The sequence below is a fragment of the Rothia sp. HMSC069C03 genome, from assembly GCF_001811075.1.
Lineage (GTDB): Bacteria > Actinomycetota > Actinomycetes > Actinomycetales > Micrococcaceae > Rothia > Rothia mucilaginosa.
In genome coordinates, this window is the sequence record NZ_KZ627140.1 from 22,807 (window position 1) to 41,373 (window position 18,567).

The 18,567-nt window shown below is 58.4% G+C and carries 15 protein-coding genes; 11 read left to right on the forward strand and 4 right to left on the reverse strand.

Translation table 11 applies throughout. The annotated features are described in order from the left end of the window. Window positions 1–37: 37 nt before the first annotated feature. The 6 genes from mtrA to secA all read left to right on the forward strand — a co-directional run bounded on the left by mtrA (window position 38) and on the right by secA (window position 9,328). Window positions 38–739: an MtrAB system response regulator MtrA gene (mtrA, locus tag HMPREF2779_RS07305; RefSeq protein ID WP_080974466.1), complete on the forward strand. Its 702-nt coding sequence runs from the start codon at window positions 38–40 to the stop codon at window positions 737–739. A 34-nt stretch (window positions 740–773) separates the two neighbouring features. Further along, a complete protein-coding gene (gene mtrB, locus HMPREF2779_RS07310; protein WP_070684986.1) occupies window positions 774–2,525 on the forward strand; it encodes an MtrAB system histidine kinase MtrB in 1,752 nt (583 codons plus the stop codon). Between the two features lie 234 nt (window positions 2,526–2,759). Next, the gene (locus tag HMPREF2779_RS07315) at window positions 2,760–4,466 is read left to right on the forward strand and encodes an LpqB family beta-propeller domain-containing protein (protein ID WP_070684988.1); all 1,707 of its coding nucleotides are present in this window, start codon (window positions 2,760–2,762) and stop codon (window positions 4,464–4,466) included. A 36-nt stretch (window positions 4,467–4,502) separates the two neighbouring features. Next, window positions 4,503–5,471 (forward strand): ComF family protein, encoded by a 969-nt coding sequence (locus HMPREF2779_RS07320; protein WP_233992314.1) that lies wholly within the window; start codon window positions 4,503–4,505, stop codon window positions 5,469–5,471. Window positions 5,472–5,680: 209 nt separating this feature from the next. After that, entirely contained in the window at window positions 5,681–6,322 is a 642-nt protein-coding gene (gene hpf, locus HMPREF2779_RS07325; protein ID WP_230457231.1) for a ribosome hibernation-promoting factor, HPF/YfiA family, read from the forward strand. A gap of 390 nt (window positions 6,323–6,712) precedes the next feature. After that, a complete protein-coding gene (secA, locus tag HMPREF2779_RS07330; RefSeq protein ID WP_105361194.1) occupies window positions 6,713–9,328 on the forward strand; it encodes a preprotein translocase subunit SecA in 2,616 nt (871 codons plus the stop codon). 125 nt (window positions 9,329–9,453) lie between these two features. Here secA and HMPREF2779_RS07335 read toward each other — a convergent pair whose 3' ends face one another. Together HMPREF2779_RS07335 and HMPREF2779_RS07340 are read right to left on the reverse strand one after the other, a co-directional pair. Then, entirely contained in the window at window positions 9,454–10,131 is a 678-nt protein-coding gene (locus HMPREF2779_RS07335) for an Rv3235 family protein (protein ID WP_105361195.1), read from the reverse strand. Between the two features lie 102 nt (window positions 10,132–10,233). Then, a complete protein-coding gene (locus tag HMPREF2779_RS07340; RefSeq protein WP_233992315.1) occupies window positions 10,234–11,124 on the reverse strand; it encodes a LysM peptidoglycan-binding domain-containing protein in 891 nt (296 codons plus the stop codon). A gap of 330 nt (window positions 11,125–11,454) precedes the next feature. Here HMPREF2779_RS07340 and HMPREF2779_RS07345 point away from each other — a divergent pair, with 330 nt between their 5' ends. Next, a complete protein-coding gene (locus HMPREF2779_RS07345) occupies window positions 11,455–12,138 on the forward strand; it encodes a histidine kinase (protein WP_105361196.1) in 684 nt (227 codons plus the stop codon). Between the two features lie 192 nt (window positions 12,139–12,330). Here HMPREF2779_RS07345 and HMPREF2779_RS07350 read toward each other — a convergent pair whose 3' ends face one another. Next, a complete protein-coding gene (locus HMPREF2779_RS07350; RefSeq protein WP_005505378.1) occupies window positions 12,331–12,564 on the reverse strand; it encodes a helix-turn-helix domain-containing protein in 234 nt (77 codons plus the stop codon). A 361-nt stretch (window positions 12,565–12,925) separates the two neighbouring features. Between HMPREF2779_RS07350 and HMPREF2779_RS07355 the strand changes: the two genes are divergently transcribed. From HMPREF2779_RS07355 to HMPREF2779_RS07365, 3 genes are all read left to right on the forward strand, one after another. Continuing rightward, window positions 12,926–13,618, forward strand: a complete 693-nt coding sequence (locus tag HMPREF2779_RS07355) for an SAF domain-containing protein (protein ID WP_070684998.1) — start codon at window positions 12,926–12,928, stop codon at window positions 13,616–13,618. Next, a complete protein-coding gene (locus HMPREF2779_RS07360; RefSeq protein WP_105361197.1) occupies window positions 13,615–15,300 on the forward strand; it encodes an AAA family ATPase in 1,686 nt (561 codons plus the stop codon). The genes HMPREF2779_RS07355 and HMPREF2779_RS07360 overlap by 4 nt, the downstream gene beginning before the upstream one ends. 343 nt (window positions 15,301–15,643) lie before the next feature. Then, entirely contained in the window at window positions 15,644–17,218 is a 1,575-nt protein-coding gene (locus HMPREF2779_RS07365) for a sensor histidine kinase (RefSeq protein ID WP_070685002.1), read from the forward strand. 155 nt (window positions 17,219–17,373) lie between these two features. On the opposite strand, the gene HMPREF2779_RS07370 is transcribed toward HMPREF2779_RS07365, so the two are convergent. After that, a complete protein-coding gene (locus HMPREF2779_RS07370; protein ID WP_005505386.1) occupies window positions 17,374–17,622 on the reverse strand; it encodes a WhiB family transcriptional regulator in 249 nt (82 codons plus the stop codon). A 480-nt stretch (window positions 17,623–18,102) separates the two neighbouring features. On the opposite strand from HMPREF2779_RS07370, the gene HMPREF2779_RS07375 reads away from it, so the two are divergent. After that, the gene (locus HMPREF2779_RS07375) at window positions 18,103–18,543 is read left to right on the forward strand and encodes an alpha-N-acetylglucosamine transferase (protein ID WP_105361198.1); all 441 of its coding nucleotides are present in this window, start codon (window positions 18,103–18,105) and stop codon (window positions 18,541–18,543) included. The last annotated feature ends 24 nt before the right edge of the window (window positions 18,544–18,567 follow it).

Here is an 18,567-nt window from a genome sequence, read left to right on the forward strand (position 1 = left end):
TATGTAAGTATTTACGACATTTCTTTAGGGAGGTACTGTGAGCGCAAGCGACGCACACACCATTTTGGTGGTTGATGACGATGATGCTCTGGCGGAAATGATTGGCCTCGTGCTCGCACAAGAGGGCTTTAACGCTGTTTTCTGCGAAAATGGCGGCCGCGCTTTTGAAACTTTTATGCGCTCCACTCCCGATTTGGTGCTTTTGGATTTGATGCTTCCTGGCATGAACGGTATTGAAGTGTGCCAGCAAATTCGCCGTTCTTCTAATGTGCCGATTATTATGTTGACCGCTAAAAGCGACACTGAAGACGTTGTTAAGGGTCTTGAAGCTGGCGCTGATGATTACATTGCTAAGCCTTTTAAGCACGCTGAATTGTTGGCGCGTATTCGTACCCGTTTGCGTCCGCGCGAGAGCCGTCAGCTGGTGGTGTCTATTGGCGATATTGTCATGGATATGGACGGTCGTACCGTCAAGTACCACAGCACTGAGGTTCCGATGACTCCTCTGGAGTTTGACCTGTTGGCTGCGCTGGTTCGTCACCCGGGTCAGGCGTTGAGTCGTCAGGAACTGCTGGACATGGTCTGGGGTTACACTGATGTGAGCGATTCGCTGGTAAACGTGCACGTCCAGCGTTTGCGCGCTAAGTTTGATGAGCTGGGTGCGGATCGTTTTATTCAGACGGTTCGTGGCGTTGGCTATAAGATTCCGACCGAGCTGGTGGGATCTTCCGGTAGCTAATCGGAACCTATCCATAGGCGAAGGGATACCCTGATTGTCTGTTGCGAAGTCGAGCCATGAGCACGGCGCTTTGACGGCGGAGGCGGTAGCCTCCGCCTCTTCGCGTACCCGCACTTCCAAGCCGCGTAAGGCGCAGAAGCAGCGTAGGAACCTGATTCAGTGCGCTCAGCGTCTGTGGAAGGAATCTCTGCAGTTCCGTGCTCTGGGTACTGCGGGCATCATGATGTTCCTGAGCTTCTTGATGGTGGGTTGGTCCTTGTCGAGCCAGATTGCGTCGAGTCTTTTTGAGAATCAGAAGGCTCAGGCGCTGGAAGAATCGACGAGCGGTTTCCGTAACGTTCAGAGTGTGCTGGACTCCTCTGAAGCTCGTAGTGATAGCGAAATTCGCCGTAATGTGAGCCGTACCCTGACGGTCTTGGATGCGGGTAGTTCGGGTAAACGCAATTGGATTCTTGTGCCTTTGGAAGGTCAAGGTAAGCAGGGTTTTATTCCTGAGCAGAGTAGTAATAATTCTTTGAATTCTTCGAGTATTCCGAATGACTTCAAAGAAACTGTTCGTGATAAGGACGGTATTTTCTGGCAGACGTCTACGGTGACTACTGTCGAAAATAATCGTGAGCGTACCTATCCGGTGCTTATTGTTGGTACACATATTTCTATTTCTCAGAACCCTAATTACGGTTTGTTCCTTGTGTACGATATGACGGATTCTTCCGCCACGATTGCGCATATTAACTTTGTTCTTTTTGGCGGTTTCTGTGCGCTGCTTGGAGTGGTGCTTTCTGTGGTGTGGATTGTGACTCGTTTTGTGGTCCGCCCGATTACGCAGACCGCTATTACTGCGGAGAAGCTGGCTGCTGGTGATTTGGATCAGCGTGTGTCGGTGAATGGTGAGCATCAGGCGGCTCGTTTGGGTTATTCCTTCAACCTGATGGCTGATTCGCTGCAGGAGAAGATTGTTCAGCTGGAGCGCCTGTCGACTCTGCAGCAGCGATTTGTTTCTGACGTTTCGCACGAGTTGCGTACCCCGCTGGCGACGGTGCGTTTGGGTACGGAGCTTCTGTACGATTCGCGTGGAGATATGGAGCGGACGCTGAGCCGTACCGTGGAGCTTCTGCACGATCAGGTGGATCGTTTCCAGTCGATGCTTGCTGACCTGCTGGAGATTTCTCGTTTCGATGCCGGTAGCGCAATGCTGACCATCGACACTGAAGACTTCATGCGTGTGCTGTCGAATATTCTGCAGGAGGCTTTGCCTCACCTGGAGCGTACGAACACGAAGCTGAATGTGCATACGAGCCATGAGAGCATCATGGTGGATATGGACCGCGTGCGTATTGAGCGTGTGCTCCGTAACCTGCTGTACAACGCAATCGAGCACGGCGAATCCCGACCGATTGACGTGTACGTGGGTGCGAACGCCACGAACCTGGGTGTTGCGGTGCGTGACCACGGTATCGGTTTGTCAGAAGACGAAGCCGTTCAGGTATTCAACCGTTTCTGGCGTGCTGATACTTCTCGTAAGCGTACCCTGGGCGGTACAGGTCTGGGCCTGTCGATTGCTGCTGAGGATGTGCGTCTGCACGGTGGCACGATTGAGGCGTGGGGCGAGAAGGGCCGCGGTGCCTGCTTCACGATGAACCTGCCGCTGATTCATGGTGCGCCTTTGGGCGAGTCGCCGGTTCTTGTGACGGGTGAGCCTGAGGCAATCTCGCATCGTTCGGCGACTGCGAAGGATACGCTGCCCAATATTGCTCCTCGTGTGAACATTGAGGACGAGCTCTAAGGCGTTCGGGCGGGGAGAGGCTTATGCTTCTGCCGTATATCGGTGTGTTGGTGTTGCTCGGCTGTATTTACGCTTATCCTTGCGTATTTGCACTGTTTACCCAGTACAATCAATGCAGGCATATTTTCACGGTGTTGCTATTTCACTGTGGTTATCTTTTCACCGCGCTGCGATGGCCTGCAGCGTTAGCAGGTGAGTGTTTGTCTTTGTTCGTAGAGGAAGGTTAAGACCTCCATGTCTCACAGGGCTATTGTTTCTCGACGCGCCGTGCTGTCTTGGGGTGCGGTGTCTTTGGCGACGCTTGTGAGCTCTTGCGCGGGTCTTCCTTCGAATGACAAAGTGACTCAGCATAGTAGCGGTCTGGATGTGAAGAGCATCAATACTTCTCCGGCGCGTGCGCCGGGTCCGCTGGCGGGTGCTACTCCCGAGGCGATTATTGAGGGCTTCGTGCGTGCCGGTGCGGACAGTATCGAGAACTATGCGGTGGCGCGCCAGTATTTGAGTTCTTCTTTTGCGGGCCGTTGGAATCCTATGGGTACGACTCGTGTGTACCGTAATACGGTGCAGCCTCGTAGCGACGATAGCGGAACCGCTGAGGGGATGTACCATGTGCGTTTCCAGCAGACTGCTACGGTGAGCAACCAGGGTATTACGAGCACCTTCCCTGAGGCTCAGACTGAGACTCAGGATTTTACGGTGGTCATGGAAGATAACCAATGGCGCATTAACTCGTGCCCGGATGGTTTGTGGCTGGATGGCGCTGAGTTTGAGCGTGTGTTTAGCCCGTGCCGCCTGTATTTCTATGATCGTGCGTTCCGTTATGCTGTGCCTGATATCCGCTGGTTCCCGCATACGGACCGCTACTTTGAGCTGCTGGTGCGTACCCTCATGGTTGGTCCTGCATCCTACCTGAAGGATGTCGCGTTCTCGGCGTTGAATGAGTCGATGAGCCTTGAGACCGCTAACATGAGCGATAACCAGGATGTGCTGGTTCGCCTCTCGGGTGAGCACCTGGACGATAACCGTTTGGCGCGTGTGCGTGAGCAGATTATGCATGGCTTGGAGAACTTCTCGGGTCTGGGCAAGACTGAGGTTTTCTATAACGGCACTCTGATTCCTGAGAACGCGCCGAGCGGCTTTTCTGCGGTGAAGCTGAACCCGGGTGTTCCTGCCCGCACGGTTGCTATTAATTCGAACGGCCAGATGGTGGCGCGTGATGACTATATGAGCAATGCGGGTGAGCAGTTGCTTCTGCGTGGCGTGACCCAGTTGAGTTCCCCGGCGATGGGCTATTCTGCGGATGTGTTCGCTTGTTTGGCGAATGATGCTGCGAGCCTGTACACGGTGTACCAGGGTACTGCCCGCCGTGTGTGGCAGAGTACCGCTCTGACTGCCCCTAGTTTTGATGCGTACGGCTGGGTGTGGGCTGCTGACGGTGAGGGCGTTGTACGTGCGTTCAAGCCGGATTCTGAGGACGCGAACGAGCGTGAGCGGGGCGTGGATATTGGTTTGTCCTGGCAGCGTAATTTGATTTTTACGAGCGTGAACGTTTCGCACGATGGTGCGCGCATGGCGATTGTAGCGGCTACTGAGGGCGCGTCGGCGGTGATTATTTCCGGTATTGTGCGTGATGAGGCAGGTAAGCCTCTGCGCTTGACGGAGATGGTGCGTCTGAGCTCTTCTGTGACTCCGCGTAATGCCCGTTGGGCTGGCGACCAGAGCGTCGTGGTGGTGAACGTGAAGAACGGTGAGTCTGAGGTGATTTCCCTCAGCGGTGAAGAGACGAAGCTGGACCGTTTGGATGGTGTGATGACCATTTCGACGGCGGATAATACGTCGAACATTATTGCTCACCGTTCTGACGGTTCGTGCTACCTGACGGAGGAGCGCGGCTGGATCCGTCTGGATACGACTCTGCACGAGATTAGTTACGCCGGTTAGCCTCGGGTAGGCGCGAGCGAGGAAAGGGTGCTTTCGGTGAGTTCAGAACAGCGCGGTTTGAACGATTCCTTGGGTGCGCCCTCAAACAATGCGCTCTCTAGCGACGTGCCCTTGAACGAATCTTTGAACGAGCCTTTGACCCGCCTCGCCGGTGCTTTCAAGAGCGCCAGCGGGGCTTTGGGCGAGGTATTGATGCCGCGTACCTGCCCGTGCTGCGCGGTGCCGGTCGCCTACGGTTCCGGTTCGCCGCTGTGTGAACAATGCCTGCCGCAGCTGCGTTCAGCGTTGGCGCGTGTGGAGCGAGTGCAGGTGATGCAACCTCTTGAGGGTGCGGCCGCTCCTGAGGTGCGTGCGGCATCCCGTTACGTGGGGATTATGCCGCGTGCCCTGTTGGCGTTGAAGAACGCTGGTCGCACTGACTTGCTGCCGATGCTGGGTGAGGGTTTGGCGCGTAGCGTGTATGAGCTTCTTCGGGCGCATCGGGTTGAGCTTCAGAGCGTGCCGGGGTCTTCTATCTCTTCTGTGGGCACCTCCGCGGCACCGGTTGAGGTTCTGCTGGTTCCGGCACCGTCCTCCGCGCAGAGCGTGCGCCGCCGCGGCTATGCGCCGGCGAATCTTTTGGTGCAGGAGGCGGCGCGTCAGCTCAATCGGCGTCTGCCCGCCTCGGTGCGGGTGCGTGCTGTGGACGTCATCGGGTATGAGCCTCGCGGCCGGCGGGGGAGCGGCACCTCCTTATCTTCTCGTGTGGGGTCTTCTCTTCTCGGCGTTTCTGAGGCAAAGAACGAGCAGAAGAGCCTGGGCGCTGTGGGCCGTGCCGAGCGGATGCACGGTGCCTTGCGCGTTATGGAGCCTGCCCTGTGCACGGATCGGGTGAGCATTATTTGTGATGATGTGGTGACCACCGGTGCGACCGCCTCTGAGATGGTGCGTGTGCTGCAGGAATCCGGTTCGCGGGTGCTGGGCGTGTGTGCTGTGGCGGCGGTACCGAAAAAGGCTCAGACGTAGCGTTTCTTGTAGTTAGTTGCAAGAGATACACGATTTTTAGCTGTTAAAGTTCGCAGACGGACGAATAGCTATTATTTAGGCTAAATATTTGTCATATCTAGTGATATGAAACATGTTTCGTACTAAAATATATACAAGGGAACGGCATTGAAGTCGAACCCCCGTACCGGGTCCAACCGGACGCGGTATAAGCCCCCAACCTGGAGGGAATGATCGTGGAAGTCAACATCTACGGCCGCAATATCAAGGTCACCGAACGCCTGGAAGAATACGTGAGCGACAAGGTTCAGAAGTTCGCTCAGCTCGGCGATAACGTGAAGGACATCGACGTCAAGTTCAGCAAGGACGGTCATCTGGGTGGCGAGTCCATCCGCGTTGAGATTACCGTTGTTGGTACTGGCCCTGTCCTCCGTTCCGAAGCCCAGGGTCACGACAAGTTCGCGGTCTTCGATGAAACCTACGGCAAGCTCCTGGAGCGTCTGCGCCGTGCACGTGACCGCCGCAAGCTGCACAAGCGCGGTGGTAAGCACCCCGTCTCCGTTGCGGACGCTACCGGCTCGATTCCTGTGGTTACCGAAGCAATTACCGAGATTCTGCTGCCGGATGTTCCGGTGGAAGAAGCCGCATTCGATAATAGCGAGGTCACCCTCGCCGACGAGGCAGCATCTCCCATTGAGATTCGCCACAAGAGCTTCAAGGGTGAGCGTCTGACTCCCGCAGAAGCTGTTGACCGTATGGAACTGGTCGGCCACGACTTCTACCTGTACATTGACAGCGAGACCGGCGCACCGGCTGCGGCATACCGTCGTAAGGGCTGGAGCTACGGCATCATTACTCTGGATAACGAGTAAAACCCAACGTACCTGCTGGCAGCTGAGGCGCAGGACCCTCTGAGGTGACAAGCCCAGCGAGCAGGCTAAGGACCCGGGCGGTCTGGAAACACGCACTGTGAATCTCCAGGCCCCCGGGTTTTTCTCTGCCTTCTACAGCTGAGGTTCTCGGCTCGGATTCTCAGCGCGGGGATGCGCCCGCCCCCCGGATTCCGGTGCTCCCTCCACCTCAGCCAGAGGATGAACGACGTGCAACGTCACCAAATATCACCTCGTGGGCGTACAGCGTAAAAAATAGCTCGGACGGGCGAATTAGGCGGCTCTGCCATACAATATGTAGGAAGGCCTCACCGCGCGCACTCTCGCGCGCCCTTGGTGAGGGTACCGAAACAAGCAAGGAGTAGAAGCTCAGTGGCATCTTTCTTGGAGAAAATCCTCCGAACCGGCGATAAGAGGGTTCTGCGACAGCTCGAAGCGTACACCAAGGCGGTGAACTCGCTCGAGGACAGCTTCGCATCTATGACCGATGAGGAACTGCGAGCGGAAACCGACAAGTTTCGCGAGCGCGTCAAGGACGGCGAATCCCTCGACATTATGCTGCCGGAGGCCTTTGCGGTGGTCCGTGAAGCATCCAAGCGCACCCTGGGCAAGCGCCACTACGACGTGCAGCTCATGGGTGGCGCAGCGCTACACTTGGGCAACATTGCCGAAATGAAGACCGGTGAGGGTAAGACCCTCGTTGCGACCCTGCCCGCGTACCTGAACGCGTTGAGCGGCAAGGGCGTGCACATTGTGACCGTGAACGACTACCTGGCTGAGTACCAGGCGAACCTCATGGGTCGTGTGTTCCGTTTCCTCGGAATGGAGTGTGGCGTGATTCTGTCCTCCATGGAACCTGACGAGCGTCGTAAGCAGTACGCTGCAGACATCACCTACGGTACGAACAACGAGTTCGGCTTCGACTACCTGCGCGACAACATGGCGTGGACCGTGGAGGAGCAGGTTCAGCGCGGCCACAACTTCGCCATTATCGATGAGGTGGACTCCATCCTGATCGATGAGGCGCGTACCCCTCTGATTATTTCCGGCCCCGCAGCAGGTGAGGCGAACCGCTGGTACGCAGAGTTCGCGCGCATTGCCGCAACCCTGCTCAAGCGCGGCGAAGACTACGAAGTAGACGAGAAGAAGCGCACCGTCGGCATCCTCGAATCCGGCATTGACAAGGTGGAAGACCACCTGGGTGTGAAGAACCTCTACGAATCCAAGAACACCCCGCTCATTGGCTTCCTGAACAACTCCATCAAGGCGAAGGAGCTGTTCACCAACAACAAGGACTACGTGGTCATTGACGGAGAAGTCCTGATTGTTGACGAGCACACCGGTCGTATTCTGCCGGGCCGCCGCTACAACGACGGCATCCACCAGGCGATTGAGGCGAAGGAAGGCGTCGAAATCAAGCCTGAGAACCAGACCATGGCGACCGTGACCCTGCAGAACTACTTCCGCATGTACGACAAGCTGTCCGGTATGACCGGTACCGCGGAAACCGAAGCGGCAGAGTTCATGAACACCTACGAGCTCGGCGTGGTGCCCATCCCCACCAACAAGGGTGTGCAGCGCATCGACAACCCCGATAAGGTGTACCGCGACGAAATCGCCAAGTTCAAGGCGGTCGTCAAGGACATTAAGGAACGCCACGAAAAGGGCCAGCCGATCCTGGTGGGTACCGCAAGCGTGGAGAACTCCGAGTACCTTTCCCGCCAGCTGGCGAAGGCAGGCGTGCGTCACGAGGTGCTGAACGCAAAGAACAACGAGCGTGAGGCTGCTATTGTTGCGCAGGCGGGCTGTAAGGGCGCCGTCACCGTGGCAACCAACATGGCTGGTCGCGGTACCGACATTATGCTCGGCGGCAACCCCGAATTTGAGGCCGTCGAGAAGATGCGTGAGCTCGGCCTGGACCCGAACACCAACTCCGAAGAATACGAGGCACGCTGGCCCGAGGTCCTGAAGGCCTGCGAAGACGCCGCTAAAGAAGAGCACGATGAAGTCACCAAGCTCGGTGGCCTGTACGTGCTCGGCACTGAGCGTCACGAGTCCCGCCGTATCGACAACCAGCTGCGCGGTCGTTCCGGCCGTCAGGGTGACCCGGGCGAGTCCCGCTTCTACCTGTCGCTGACCGACGAACTGATGCGCCTGTTCAACACCGGCATGGCAACCCGCCTCATGGCGGCAGCCCCCGAGGACTCCGCACTGGACTCCAAGATCGTCAGCCGCGCTATCGCTACCGCCCAGTCAAACGTTGAAGGCCGTAACGCTGAACAGCGTAAGAACGTGCTCAAGTATGACGACGTGCTCAACCGCCAGCGTGAAGCGATCTACAAGGACCGCGGCCGCATCCTGCACGGTGACGACCTGAAGGAACAGATTTCCGGCTTTGTGGACGAGGTGCTGACCACCATCATCGACGCGCGCGTCTCTGAAGGCCACGCCGAGGACTGGGACTTCGACGAACTCTGGAGCGCCCTCAAGCAGGTGTACCCCATCTCCATTACCGTGGACGACCTCGCTGAAGACGCCGGCGACCGCACCAAGATTACTCGCGACCAGATCGTGAAGGAAGTTTTGGCGGACGCACACCTCATCTACGATGAGCGTGAAAAGAGCGTCGGCGAAGAGAGCATGCGCGAAATCGAACGCCGTGTCATGCTGTCCGTCATCGGCGAGCGCTGGCCCGAGCACCTGTACGAGATGGAATACCTCAAGGAAGGTATCGGTCTGCGTGCGATGGCTCAGCGTGACCCGCTGGTCGAGTACCAGCGTGAAGGCTACGACATGTACCAGTCGATGCTCGGCGCGGTTCGTGAAGAGACCGTGACCTACCTGTTCAACCTGGACCTGTCCAAGCAGCGTACTCAGGCTTCTGCCGTGCGCCTGGCTGAGCCTTCGCGCCCGAAGTTCCTGCAGTACTCTGCCCCGGATGAGGACGGCCACGAGCAGGTTCACGTGGAGCGCACCAAGGAGAAGTAACCTCGGCGTAAACCCGAAAACGCTATAGACGCAACAGAGAGGGTGCGAATCCAATACCGGATTCGCACCCTCTCTGCGTGTCTCTGCACGTCTGTTCGTTTCTGGACGTGTTGTGTAGGGGACCCTTAGTCTTCGTCCGCGCGGCTCTGCGGCTGCTCAATCGCGGTAATCAGCCACATACCGTGAATCAGACGCATCTGCATGGTCACCACGCGCACCCTTTCCGCACAACGCAGCAGCGCCACCACCTCGTAGAGCTCATCGTGCACCTTCTGCGCACGCACCCGCAGCAGAACCGGCGGAAGAGTCAGCAGCATATCCTTGCGCACCTGACGCGGGTTCTTTGGGAAGAAGGGCAGCAGACGGTGGAAACAATCCGCTGACACCCACTGCGCCAGCTGCTGACGCGAACGACGAGCCGACATGATCTCCAGGTAAGCAATCGCCACACCCGCGCAACGGCCCTCCAGCTGGCGAGCCAACGCATCCGCAGGACGCAGCGGGCGGCCCCTCTTCGCTACCTTCGGGCGCTGCGCCGAATGCTGCTCATAACGCGGTATCGGCAACAGCGAATAGACCGACGTGCTGTTCCGTCTCTGCACCAGAGCCATCGTGCCCTGACCCTGCTCGGGAAGCGGAGCCACCTGCTGCGGAAGCGCAGGCTGAGCGGACGGGCGGCTCTTCGAATACGGGCCGGCAGGTTGATTGTTGCGGGCGGCGGGCTGTGCAGGCTGAGAACGCTGTGCAGGCTGAGAAGGCGGCGGCGTCCACGGGGCGCGGGGGAGAAGGTGGGCGAAGCTCATGACGGCTCCTTTCGGTGCAAGGTATGTGAGGTGAGCTGAGCGAAAGCTATCGGGTGGGGCAGAAGATTCGAGGTAGCGGCGGCGAGGGCTAGACGGCGAGGGTTAGTGAACGGGCTGTTCGGGGATCTGCAGAACCTGCCCCGCGTAGAGCAGTTCGGCGTTCTGGCCCAGAGCGTCCTTATTCGCCTCGTAAATATCGAGAGTGTAGTCGTAAATGGTGGAGGCGTCGGTGCCTTCACCCAACTGCTCGGCGGCAATAGACCAGAGCGTATCGCCCGCCTGGACCGTGTAGGAGTAGGTGCCCGCCTCAGTGCGGGGTGGGGAGAAGAACGGGCTGCGATCCTGTAGCGAGCCTGCCGCCTCCGAAGGCTGAGAAGCCAGCGGAATATCGGGAACCTCAGCAGAGAGTGCCAGAGGAGTAGCGGACTGATCCGGGGCCGTATCGGAGAGAGCCGCATCTGCGTTGGAGCCCGGGCTGGCATCTGCCGTCTCAGCGCCCATTGAATCTGCAGTGCTCGTTGAGTCTGTGGTCATGACTGCCGAAATGGTCGTCTGCGGCATTCCCTCCGTGCCGTTTACCCCGGCGTTGCTGGGCGTAACCACCGTAGCCTGCGCGGGAGCCAAGACCACGCCGACTCCAAGAGCCGTGCCGCCGAGCGTCAGAACGATGCGGCGCATAAAACGCGGACGAAAAAACGTCGGAACCTTCAGCGCCGTACGGTCAGCATTATTGCTCGAAACGCGCAAAGACCAAGCGTAGAAGAGAGCGTAGATAAAACTGATGAACCACCAGGCGGTAATGAGGACTGCTACCGCACCAGCGCAGAGCAACGAAGCATCTGCCAGCGGGTGTGCCGAGGGGATGCGGTGCAGGTTCACGCTCAACGCGCCCAAGACCGCCGCGGAAAGCAAGGGAGGGGCGATGAAGAGCACCGCGTCCTGGTAGTTTGCCTTAGCGCCGGGCCCGGTTGCAGAGCTGGTGCCGGCGGCCACCTCTGCGCTGACAGTACGAGGCGCGGCTGTGGAGTATGAGACTGCGGAGTGTGCTGCGAAGGTGGCAGGGCGTGAAGCGAAGGCTGCGGGGGGGTGATCCGGGGGTGGAAAATTGGTCCACGATGACCTCCAAACGGTGTGTTTGATAGCTTTTGGTGTTGCTTCATTTATACAGGAAGTCACGCTAAAAATGAAGCAAAACGGATTAAAATGTATGAAAAACATGTAATTTGGTAGAATTTGCTTCAAAAATCAGGCTCAAGAACCATCACTCGACCAGAAAAATGCCCCGGTTCGTATCCGCACCCGCTACTCGGGTAGGGTCGTAGTATGAGCATGGAAAAGTTCCTACGAGACATTGAGGCGCGCCTCGCCTCCGAACGTGCCTGGGATATGGAACAGGACGCCCGCCAAGTCGCCCGCGTCCAGTACTCCACCATTACCCTCGACGACCGCCTCCTCGCGCAGGTTGGCGGCCCGATCCGCATCTGTGCCACCGACATGCAAACCTACGAAGGCAAACTCGAAATGGTCGGCGAAGAATGGGTCAGCATCGAAGCGCGCGGCGAGAACATCATCATCCCCCTGCACGGAATGCTCTGGTGGGAAGGCGGCATCGCTCCCGGGCGCGCTGATATTCGCCCCGAACGCTACCGAATGAAAATTCAGCTCGCCCTCCGCTCCCTCGCCATGGCACGCGAACCCGTCCGCCTCTCCCTCGAAGGCGGAACCGTCAGCTACGACGGCGTGATCGAGCGAGTTGGCGCTGACTTCCTTGAATTGCGTCTGCTCAACGGTGGCCAGTACCCACGCATCTATGAACGCGACCAGTACGTGCGTGCAGCCTACGGCGCGCAGGGAACCTACGGGCAGGTTGGTTATAGTCAGGGCAGTTACGGTCAGAGTGGTTATGGGCAGGGTGCCTCCGGCTACTCCCGTGCACCTCGCGGCGCCGGCGTACGTACCATCCCGCTGGCTCGCGTCAGCGCGGTGATTGCCCGCATTTCACGCTAAAAGTACAAGAGTATATAGCGGGCGACGCCATTCGCGGGCACGCCCGCAAAAGCGCCTCGACAACTATAAATACCCTTATAAAAGCAACAAAAAACACAAAAAGGTCCGCCCCTCTCCATTGAAATCTCAACGAGAGGAGCGGACCTTTCTAAAACACTCGAGCATTACGCCCGCGAGGTGCATGTCGAAATACTAATCGACCTTAGCCTTTGCCGTGAGCTTGCCGGAAGCAATCGCCTCCAGAGTCTGCTCGTGGCGCTCGGTAATGTACTCTTCAAAGCGAGAGCGTTCAATACGCCACTGGTTACGTCCACCAATCTGAATGGCGGGAAGTTCGCCGCTGCGCACCAGAGCACGCACCTGCGAAAGCGAAACCTGCAGCTCCTCAGCAACGTCGCTCAGAGTGAGGAAACGAGGTGCAGTCATCGAATTATTCCTTTCCGTGAGTGAAATCCTGGGTCCCTTAGCCACCGTTAGCGGCCTTTTGTATAGAGTCCATACAGAACATCTATTGAGTACTTTCAGTATATGTCATCACCATGAAATTTGCTCACAAAAAGCCTTATATGAGCCGAAAAGTTATCTAATTACCCTTTCAAAAGGGGCAAGACTCAAAAATATTTCATAAACACGACTCTTGTTGAGAGAGAGTACTAAATGAAATATGCTGTTAGGGCTAGTGTCAGAACCAAATAAAGCACTATCGAAAACACACCACTCGCTCATCGGTCAGTTGAACAACACCGGAATCACCGCCGGCTTCCGCACCGAAAGGCACAACCATATCATGCGCATACGACAGAACGCGACGAAGCGTTCCACCCTCACCGAAACCCACGCCAAACGTCTCAAAAGACCCACCATCAAAGACTGGCGATTCATCCTCGGTGTACTTCTCGTGCTCGTTTCCATCACAGGCGTGCAGCTCTACGTGCAAGCCAACAACAGTAAAACCGAGTACTACACCGCCAAAAGCGAAATCCGCCTCGGCGAGAAGATTACCGAAGACAAACTCGCCCGAGTCGAAGCGAACATAGACTCCGCCAAAGACAAGTACTTCACCCGCGCCGAAGCCGCACAGATGAACGGCAAAATCGCCACCCAGCGCATCCCCGCCGGCAACTTCATCAGCAAAGAATCCGTAGGTACCGAAACCTCCCCGGGGCGCCGCCTCGCCACTGTCAGCATTGACCGCACCGCCGCCTCCGCACTGAAGGCAGGCGAGCGCGTGGACGTGTGGACTTCCGGCCCGCGCAACCCCGACACCAAGAGTGATAACCGCACCGAAAACGGTGCCCGCGCCATCGTCACCAATGCCGAAATCGTTGCCGTAACGGTCGATGAAGGTGTGCTTGGTGCCAACGGCAAGGCAACCGTGCAGTTGTGGGTCAAGGAAGAAGCCCTCGCCGCCCTCGTCAAGGAAAGCAATAGCGACTCCAAGATCAGCCTCATCCCCGGCACCTACGGGGAGGGCCAGTGAACATCCCCGTCATCCTCTACGGCGATGACGGTTCGCTCTTGACCCGCATCGAATCCCAGCGCGGCCGCGTTTCCGTGGCGCGTACTGTGCAGGACTTCAGCGAAGCCGTCGGCATGGCGCACACAGGCATTGCCCGCGTGCTGCTCTGCGCCCACATGCCCGCCGAAATGAGCGCCTCCACCGTGGATGCGCTCGCCGCCTCCGAAGTGCTCCTGGCGGTCATCGCCCCGGACAACCTGCCGCTGCCCACGCAGGCGCACCGCATCCGCCCCGAAGCTGCCCTCGAAGAGATCCTGGGCTCGCTCGAACAGGCGGTGGATGCGGCGCTCGCCCGGCCCGCCGCAGGCTACGGCGTGCCCGCGCAGATTCCGGCTCAGCCGCCCGTTCAGCCTGTCGCCCACCGCCCGGAGGCCGCCTACGGTCAGGATGCCGGGTACGGTTACGATGCAGGCTACGGCTACGACAGTGGATACGGCGGCTACGGTTACGATAACGGAGCTGCTGGCCATAGGGCGGGCGGCTACGGTTACGACCCCGCCGCGGGTACTGCCATAAACGCCGGCGCGCCCTACGGCGCCGACTACGGAAGCTACGGAATCGACCCCGCAGCCCCCGCCGGAAACGCGCCCGGCGCGCATGACCCGGCGGAAGCCTCCTCCGTTATGCCCAGTAACGTTGCGCCCAGCAACGAGGAATCCGTGCTCAGCCAGGCCGCCGCCATCGTCGACTCTTTCGCACCCGGTAGCGACTACGCCCTGCACGTGCAGAACGAGAACAACGACGGCACCCTGCCTCAGCACCCGGACATTAACCAGGACCCCGCCGCGCCCTCCCGCTACCAGCCCGGCCACCGCCTCGGCAAAATCGTGACCGTCTGGGGCACTCACGGTGCCCCCGGTCGAAGCACCATCGCCTTCAACCTCGCCGCCCTCGCGGCGCAGCAGGGCCAGCAGGTCTGTCTCATCGACGCAGACACCTACGCGCCCAGCCTGGATGCGCTCATGGCGCTCGAAGATACCGGCTCCGGCCTGGCAATTCTCTGCTCGGACGCCGACCGTGCCCAGCTCGACGAGAAGAAAGCCGGCGCCATTATGGAGCGCGTGCCCCTCAAAAACGGCACCTTCGACTTCTTGAGTGGCATCACCTCCTCCTCGCGCTGGCCCGAGGTTCGCGCCCGGGCCTTCGCCGAGGTACTCGAATGGCTCAAGCACCGCTATGACCTGGTCATCTGCGATGTTGCCGCCCCCATTGAGGTCGACGAGGAACTGACCTTTGACGGCCCGGCACCGCGCCGTAACGCCGCGACCCTCACCGCGCTCGCCTGCTCCGACCGCGTGATTGCGCTCGGCGAAGCGGACGTCATCGGCCTGCCGCGTCTGATTAACCTCGCCCGCGAGGTGCAGTCGCGCCCGGATCTTTTCGCCCCCGAAACGGATGTGCAGTACTGGCTCAACCGAAGCCGCCGCGAAGCCGCCGGATTCAACCCCGAGGCGAAGATGCGCGATAACTGGGCGCGCTACCTGTCGGTTCCGCTCACCGGAGTGATTCCGTACGAGCGGAAGGTCATGGACCGTTTGCGCCGCAACGGTGAGGCACTGCTGGAGGTGGCGCCCCGCCATGCGGTCGTACAGTCCTTCGAAGCGATGCTTGCGGGCATGTACGCGGTACGCCCCGGCTCGTAGTGTCAAACCCGGTGCGTAGCGTGATGCCAGAGCACTAAAAATTATCGTCTGCTAGAAGCGGGCACAAGAAGACCCGACCTACCGGTGTAAGGTCCCGAAATTGGGGGCGCCGGCAGGTCGGGTTTCTGCGTCTTACGCATATTGAGGGCGGGGGAGTGGTGCGAATGCCTCACTGTACAACTGAGGGGTGCTTCTCATTGCGCTGCGTCATATTTGCGATTAAAAGCGCACTCCAAGAAATGCTCTGTAAACTATTCCACGTATTGCCGTTCGAATGGGATTTGCGGCGAACACACCGTAAAATGGTTGAACACACCCGAACTCATGGGAAGCACACAAACATATGTCTTTTGCAGAAGGAATTATGAGCGCCTGCGACTTCGGCCCCGGCGACACTGAACGCGTTCACCTCATCATGGGTGAATGGCAGGTCATCTCTGACATCGCCCAGAGTGACCTGGTTCTATGGTTCCCCACCGACTACGTTGTTGCCGACGGTAGCTCCCCGGACGCCGTATCCGGCCCCAGCGAAACCAGTACTTTCCGTGCCTTCGCGCACGTGCGCCCCTCCAACGTCCGAACCCTCTTCCACCACGACATCATCGACCACGACATGGAAGACGGAATCCGCGACGAAGCCTACCGCGTCTGGATTGACCAGAACATCAGCACCTACACCGACGAAGGAAGCGGTGAAGGCGTTGGTTCCCGCCCGCGCGTGCACGTAACCTTTGTGCCCATCGTGCGCAACAACCGCACCATCGCGTTGCTGACCAGCCACAAGATTGCCACACCCAGTGGCTACCCCTCCATCAGTGACGAGGTCTACGAATATACTGCTGACACCATGCTCTCCATGGTGCACTCCGGCCTGTGGCCCGACCCCCTTGCCCAGGGAAATAACACCCAGGGCAACCCCCGCGTGATCGACGGCATTATTGTGCTTGACCCTTCCGGTCGTGTGGTCGTCGCTTCCCCGAACGCGAACTCCATGTACAACCGCATGGGCATGACCGGCTACCTCGAAAAGCAAAACCTCGCCGACGTCACACGTGCGATGCTTCCTGCCGGTGAGCAGGCGGATGAAACTCTGCAGTTGGTCCTTGCAGGTCGTAGTGACCTGCGCACCGAATTGGTTATTGCTCGTGCCCGCGTGACCATGCGATCCATCCCGCTGCTTGCGCAGAGGCGTGCTCGCATCGAGCGTGAAGGTGCCGTGATTCTTTGCCGCGACGTGACCGAGTTGCGCCGCCGTGAACTGGAACTCATGACCAAGGACGCGACCATCCGCGAAATCCACCACCGCGTGAAGAACAACCTGCAGACCGTGTCCGCTCTGCTGCGTCTGCAGTCGCGCCGTATGACCACTGATGAGGCACGTCAGGGCCTGGAGCAGGCGATGCGCCGCGTGGCAACGATTGCTACCGTGCACGAGGCGCTCTCGCAGGGCCTGACTCAGAACGTCAACTTTGACGAGCTGATTGAGCGTCAGTTCCACCTTGCCGCTGAGCTTGCTTCCCCCGGTCAGCACGTGTCTACCAAACTGATTGGCTCCTTTGGATCTTTGCCGAGCCAGTTCGCTACCCCTCTGGCGCTGGTTATCAACGAGGTTGTCGCGAACGCTGTGGAGCACGGCCTGGACGGTGAGACCGGTACCGTAACCCTCGAGGGTATTCGCGGCACCAACGATGAGGGTGAGAACATCCTCACCGTCGTGATTACTGATGACGGTAAGGGCATGGGCGATAAGAAGATTGAAGAGTCCGGTCCGAACGCCTACCGCCCGGTGACCGGTAAGGAAGGCCTGGGCATGCAGATTGTGCGTACCCTGGTGGCGAGCGAGCTGAACGGCTCGATCCGCTGGGAGGCTAACGAACCGACCGGTACCCGCGTGGTCATCACCGCGGTGCTCATCTAGCCACCTTCTCGCACGACATATTGAACTGCCGCCGCCCCGAGTACGGGGTGGCGGCAGTTTGCTGTCTAGATAGGTTCTGTATATGGCAAAAGCGTGGTGCAGTGACTTTATATCACTGCACCACGCTTTTGATGCCCTATTGAATACTCCGGAAGTTAGGATGCACGGCGGGCACGAGCTGCGCGACGCTTCATCGCACGACGCTCGTCTTCACTGGTGCCACCCCATACGCCGGAGTCCTGGCCGGTCTCGATGGCCCACTTCAGGCAGACGTCTACAACCTCGCAAGAGCGGCAGACAGTCTTAGCCTCTTCAATTTGCAACAGGGCAGGTCCGGTGTTTCCTACGGGGAAGAACAGCTCCGGATCCTTGTCCAAACAAGCTGCACGACTACGCCAATCCACGGTGGACCTCCTTCATGATTTACGGTCTCACGCGGTGGCAAGACACATCTATTTTCCTGTGTGCGTGTCAAATACATCCGATGATGGGATGCTCACCCAGCGTTAGGGTGAAAATTGACTTATCAACTTTCGCATGTTGGAGCGGATGTGACAAGTACTTTTCTCTAAAAACTTCAGTATTACACTGAGGCATCTATCACTTAGGCAAACCTTTGTCTAATTGAGAGGGTGGGGAATCGCATGCTGACACACATATTCTGAGTTGTGTCTCATAGGCGAGACGCGGGCGGCTGGGTGAGCGGCGCCTCAGGCATAATATAAAGCGGTACCTACCCCTGAAATACCGTACCGACGACGAGGCGGTGAACCCGAGACGGGGGAGCGCCCACCCGCTAACGCACCAGCGCATCGGAAACATACCAGCACATCGGACCAAATAAACCCCGGTCTGCCGCCGACACTACCCATGAGGAGCCCACCGTGACGTCACGCCCGTTCAACGTCATTTACGCATTCGTTCTGACCGAAGTCTTCGCGGCATACATTCTGATTCGCGGTATCCTCTACCCCTTTATCATCAGCGGAATGTCTACCGCCCAGGCGATTGTGGGCGGCGTACTCCAGGTGCTCATTGCCGCGGGCATGACCTACTTCGGCCTGCGTTTTTACCGCGGCCGCTTCGGTTCGCGCCTGCCCATGATTCTGATTACCCTCTGCGCCCTGTGGGTCACCGCAAGCACCTTAGTCATGAACGTGAGTGCCTACGGCCTGAATATCGGCCAGTTCATCACGATTGCGGGTGTTATTGGTGCGGCGGCTGCCTTCATCTTCGTGCTCATGCCCAGTAGCCGCCGCTATATTGAGGCGGTCACCGAGGCATCGGGCGAAGAAGCGGAGAAGTACAACCGCCGACACCGCTAAACCCCTGGAGTGTAAAACCCTAGA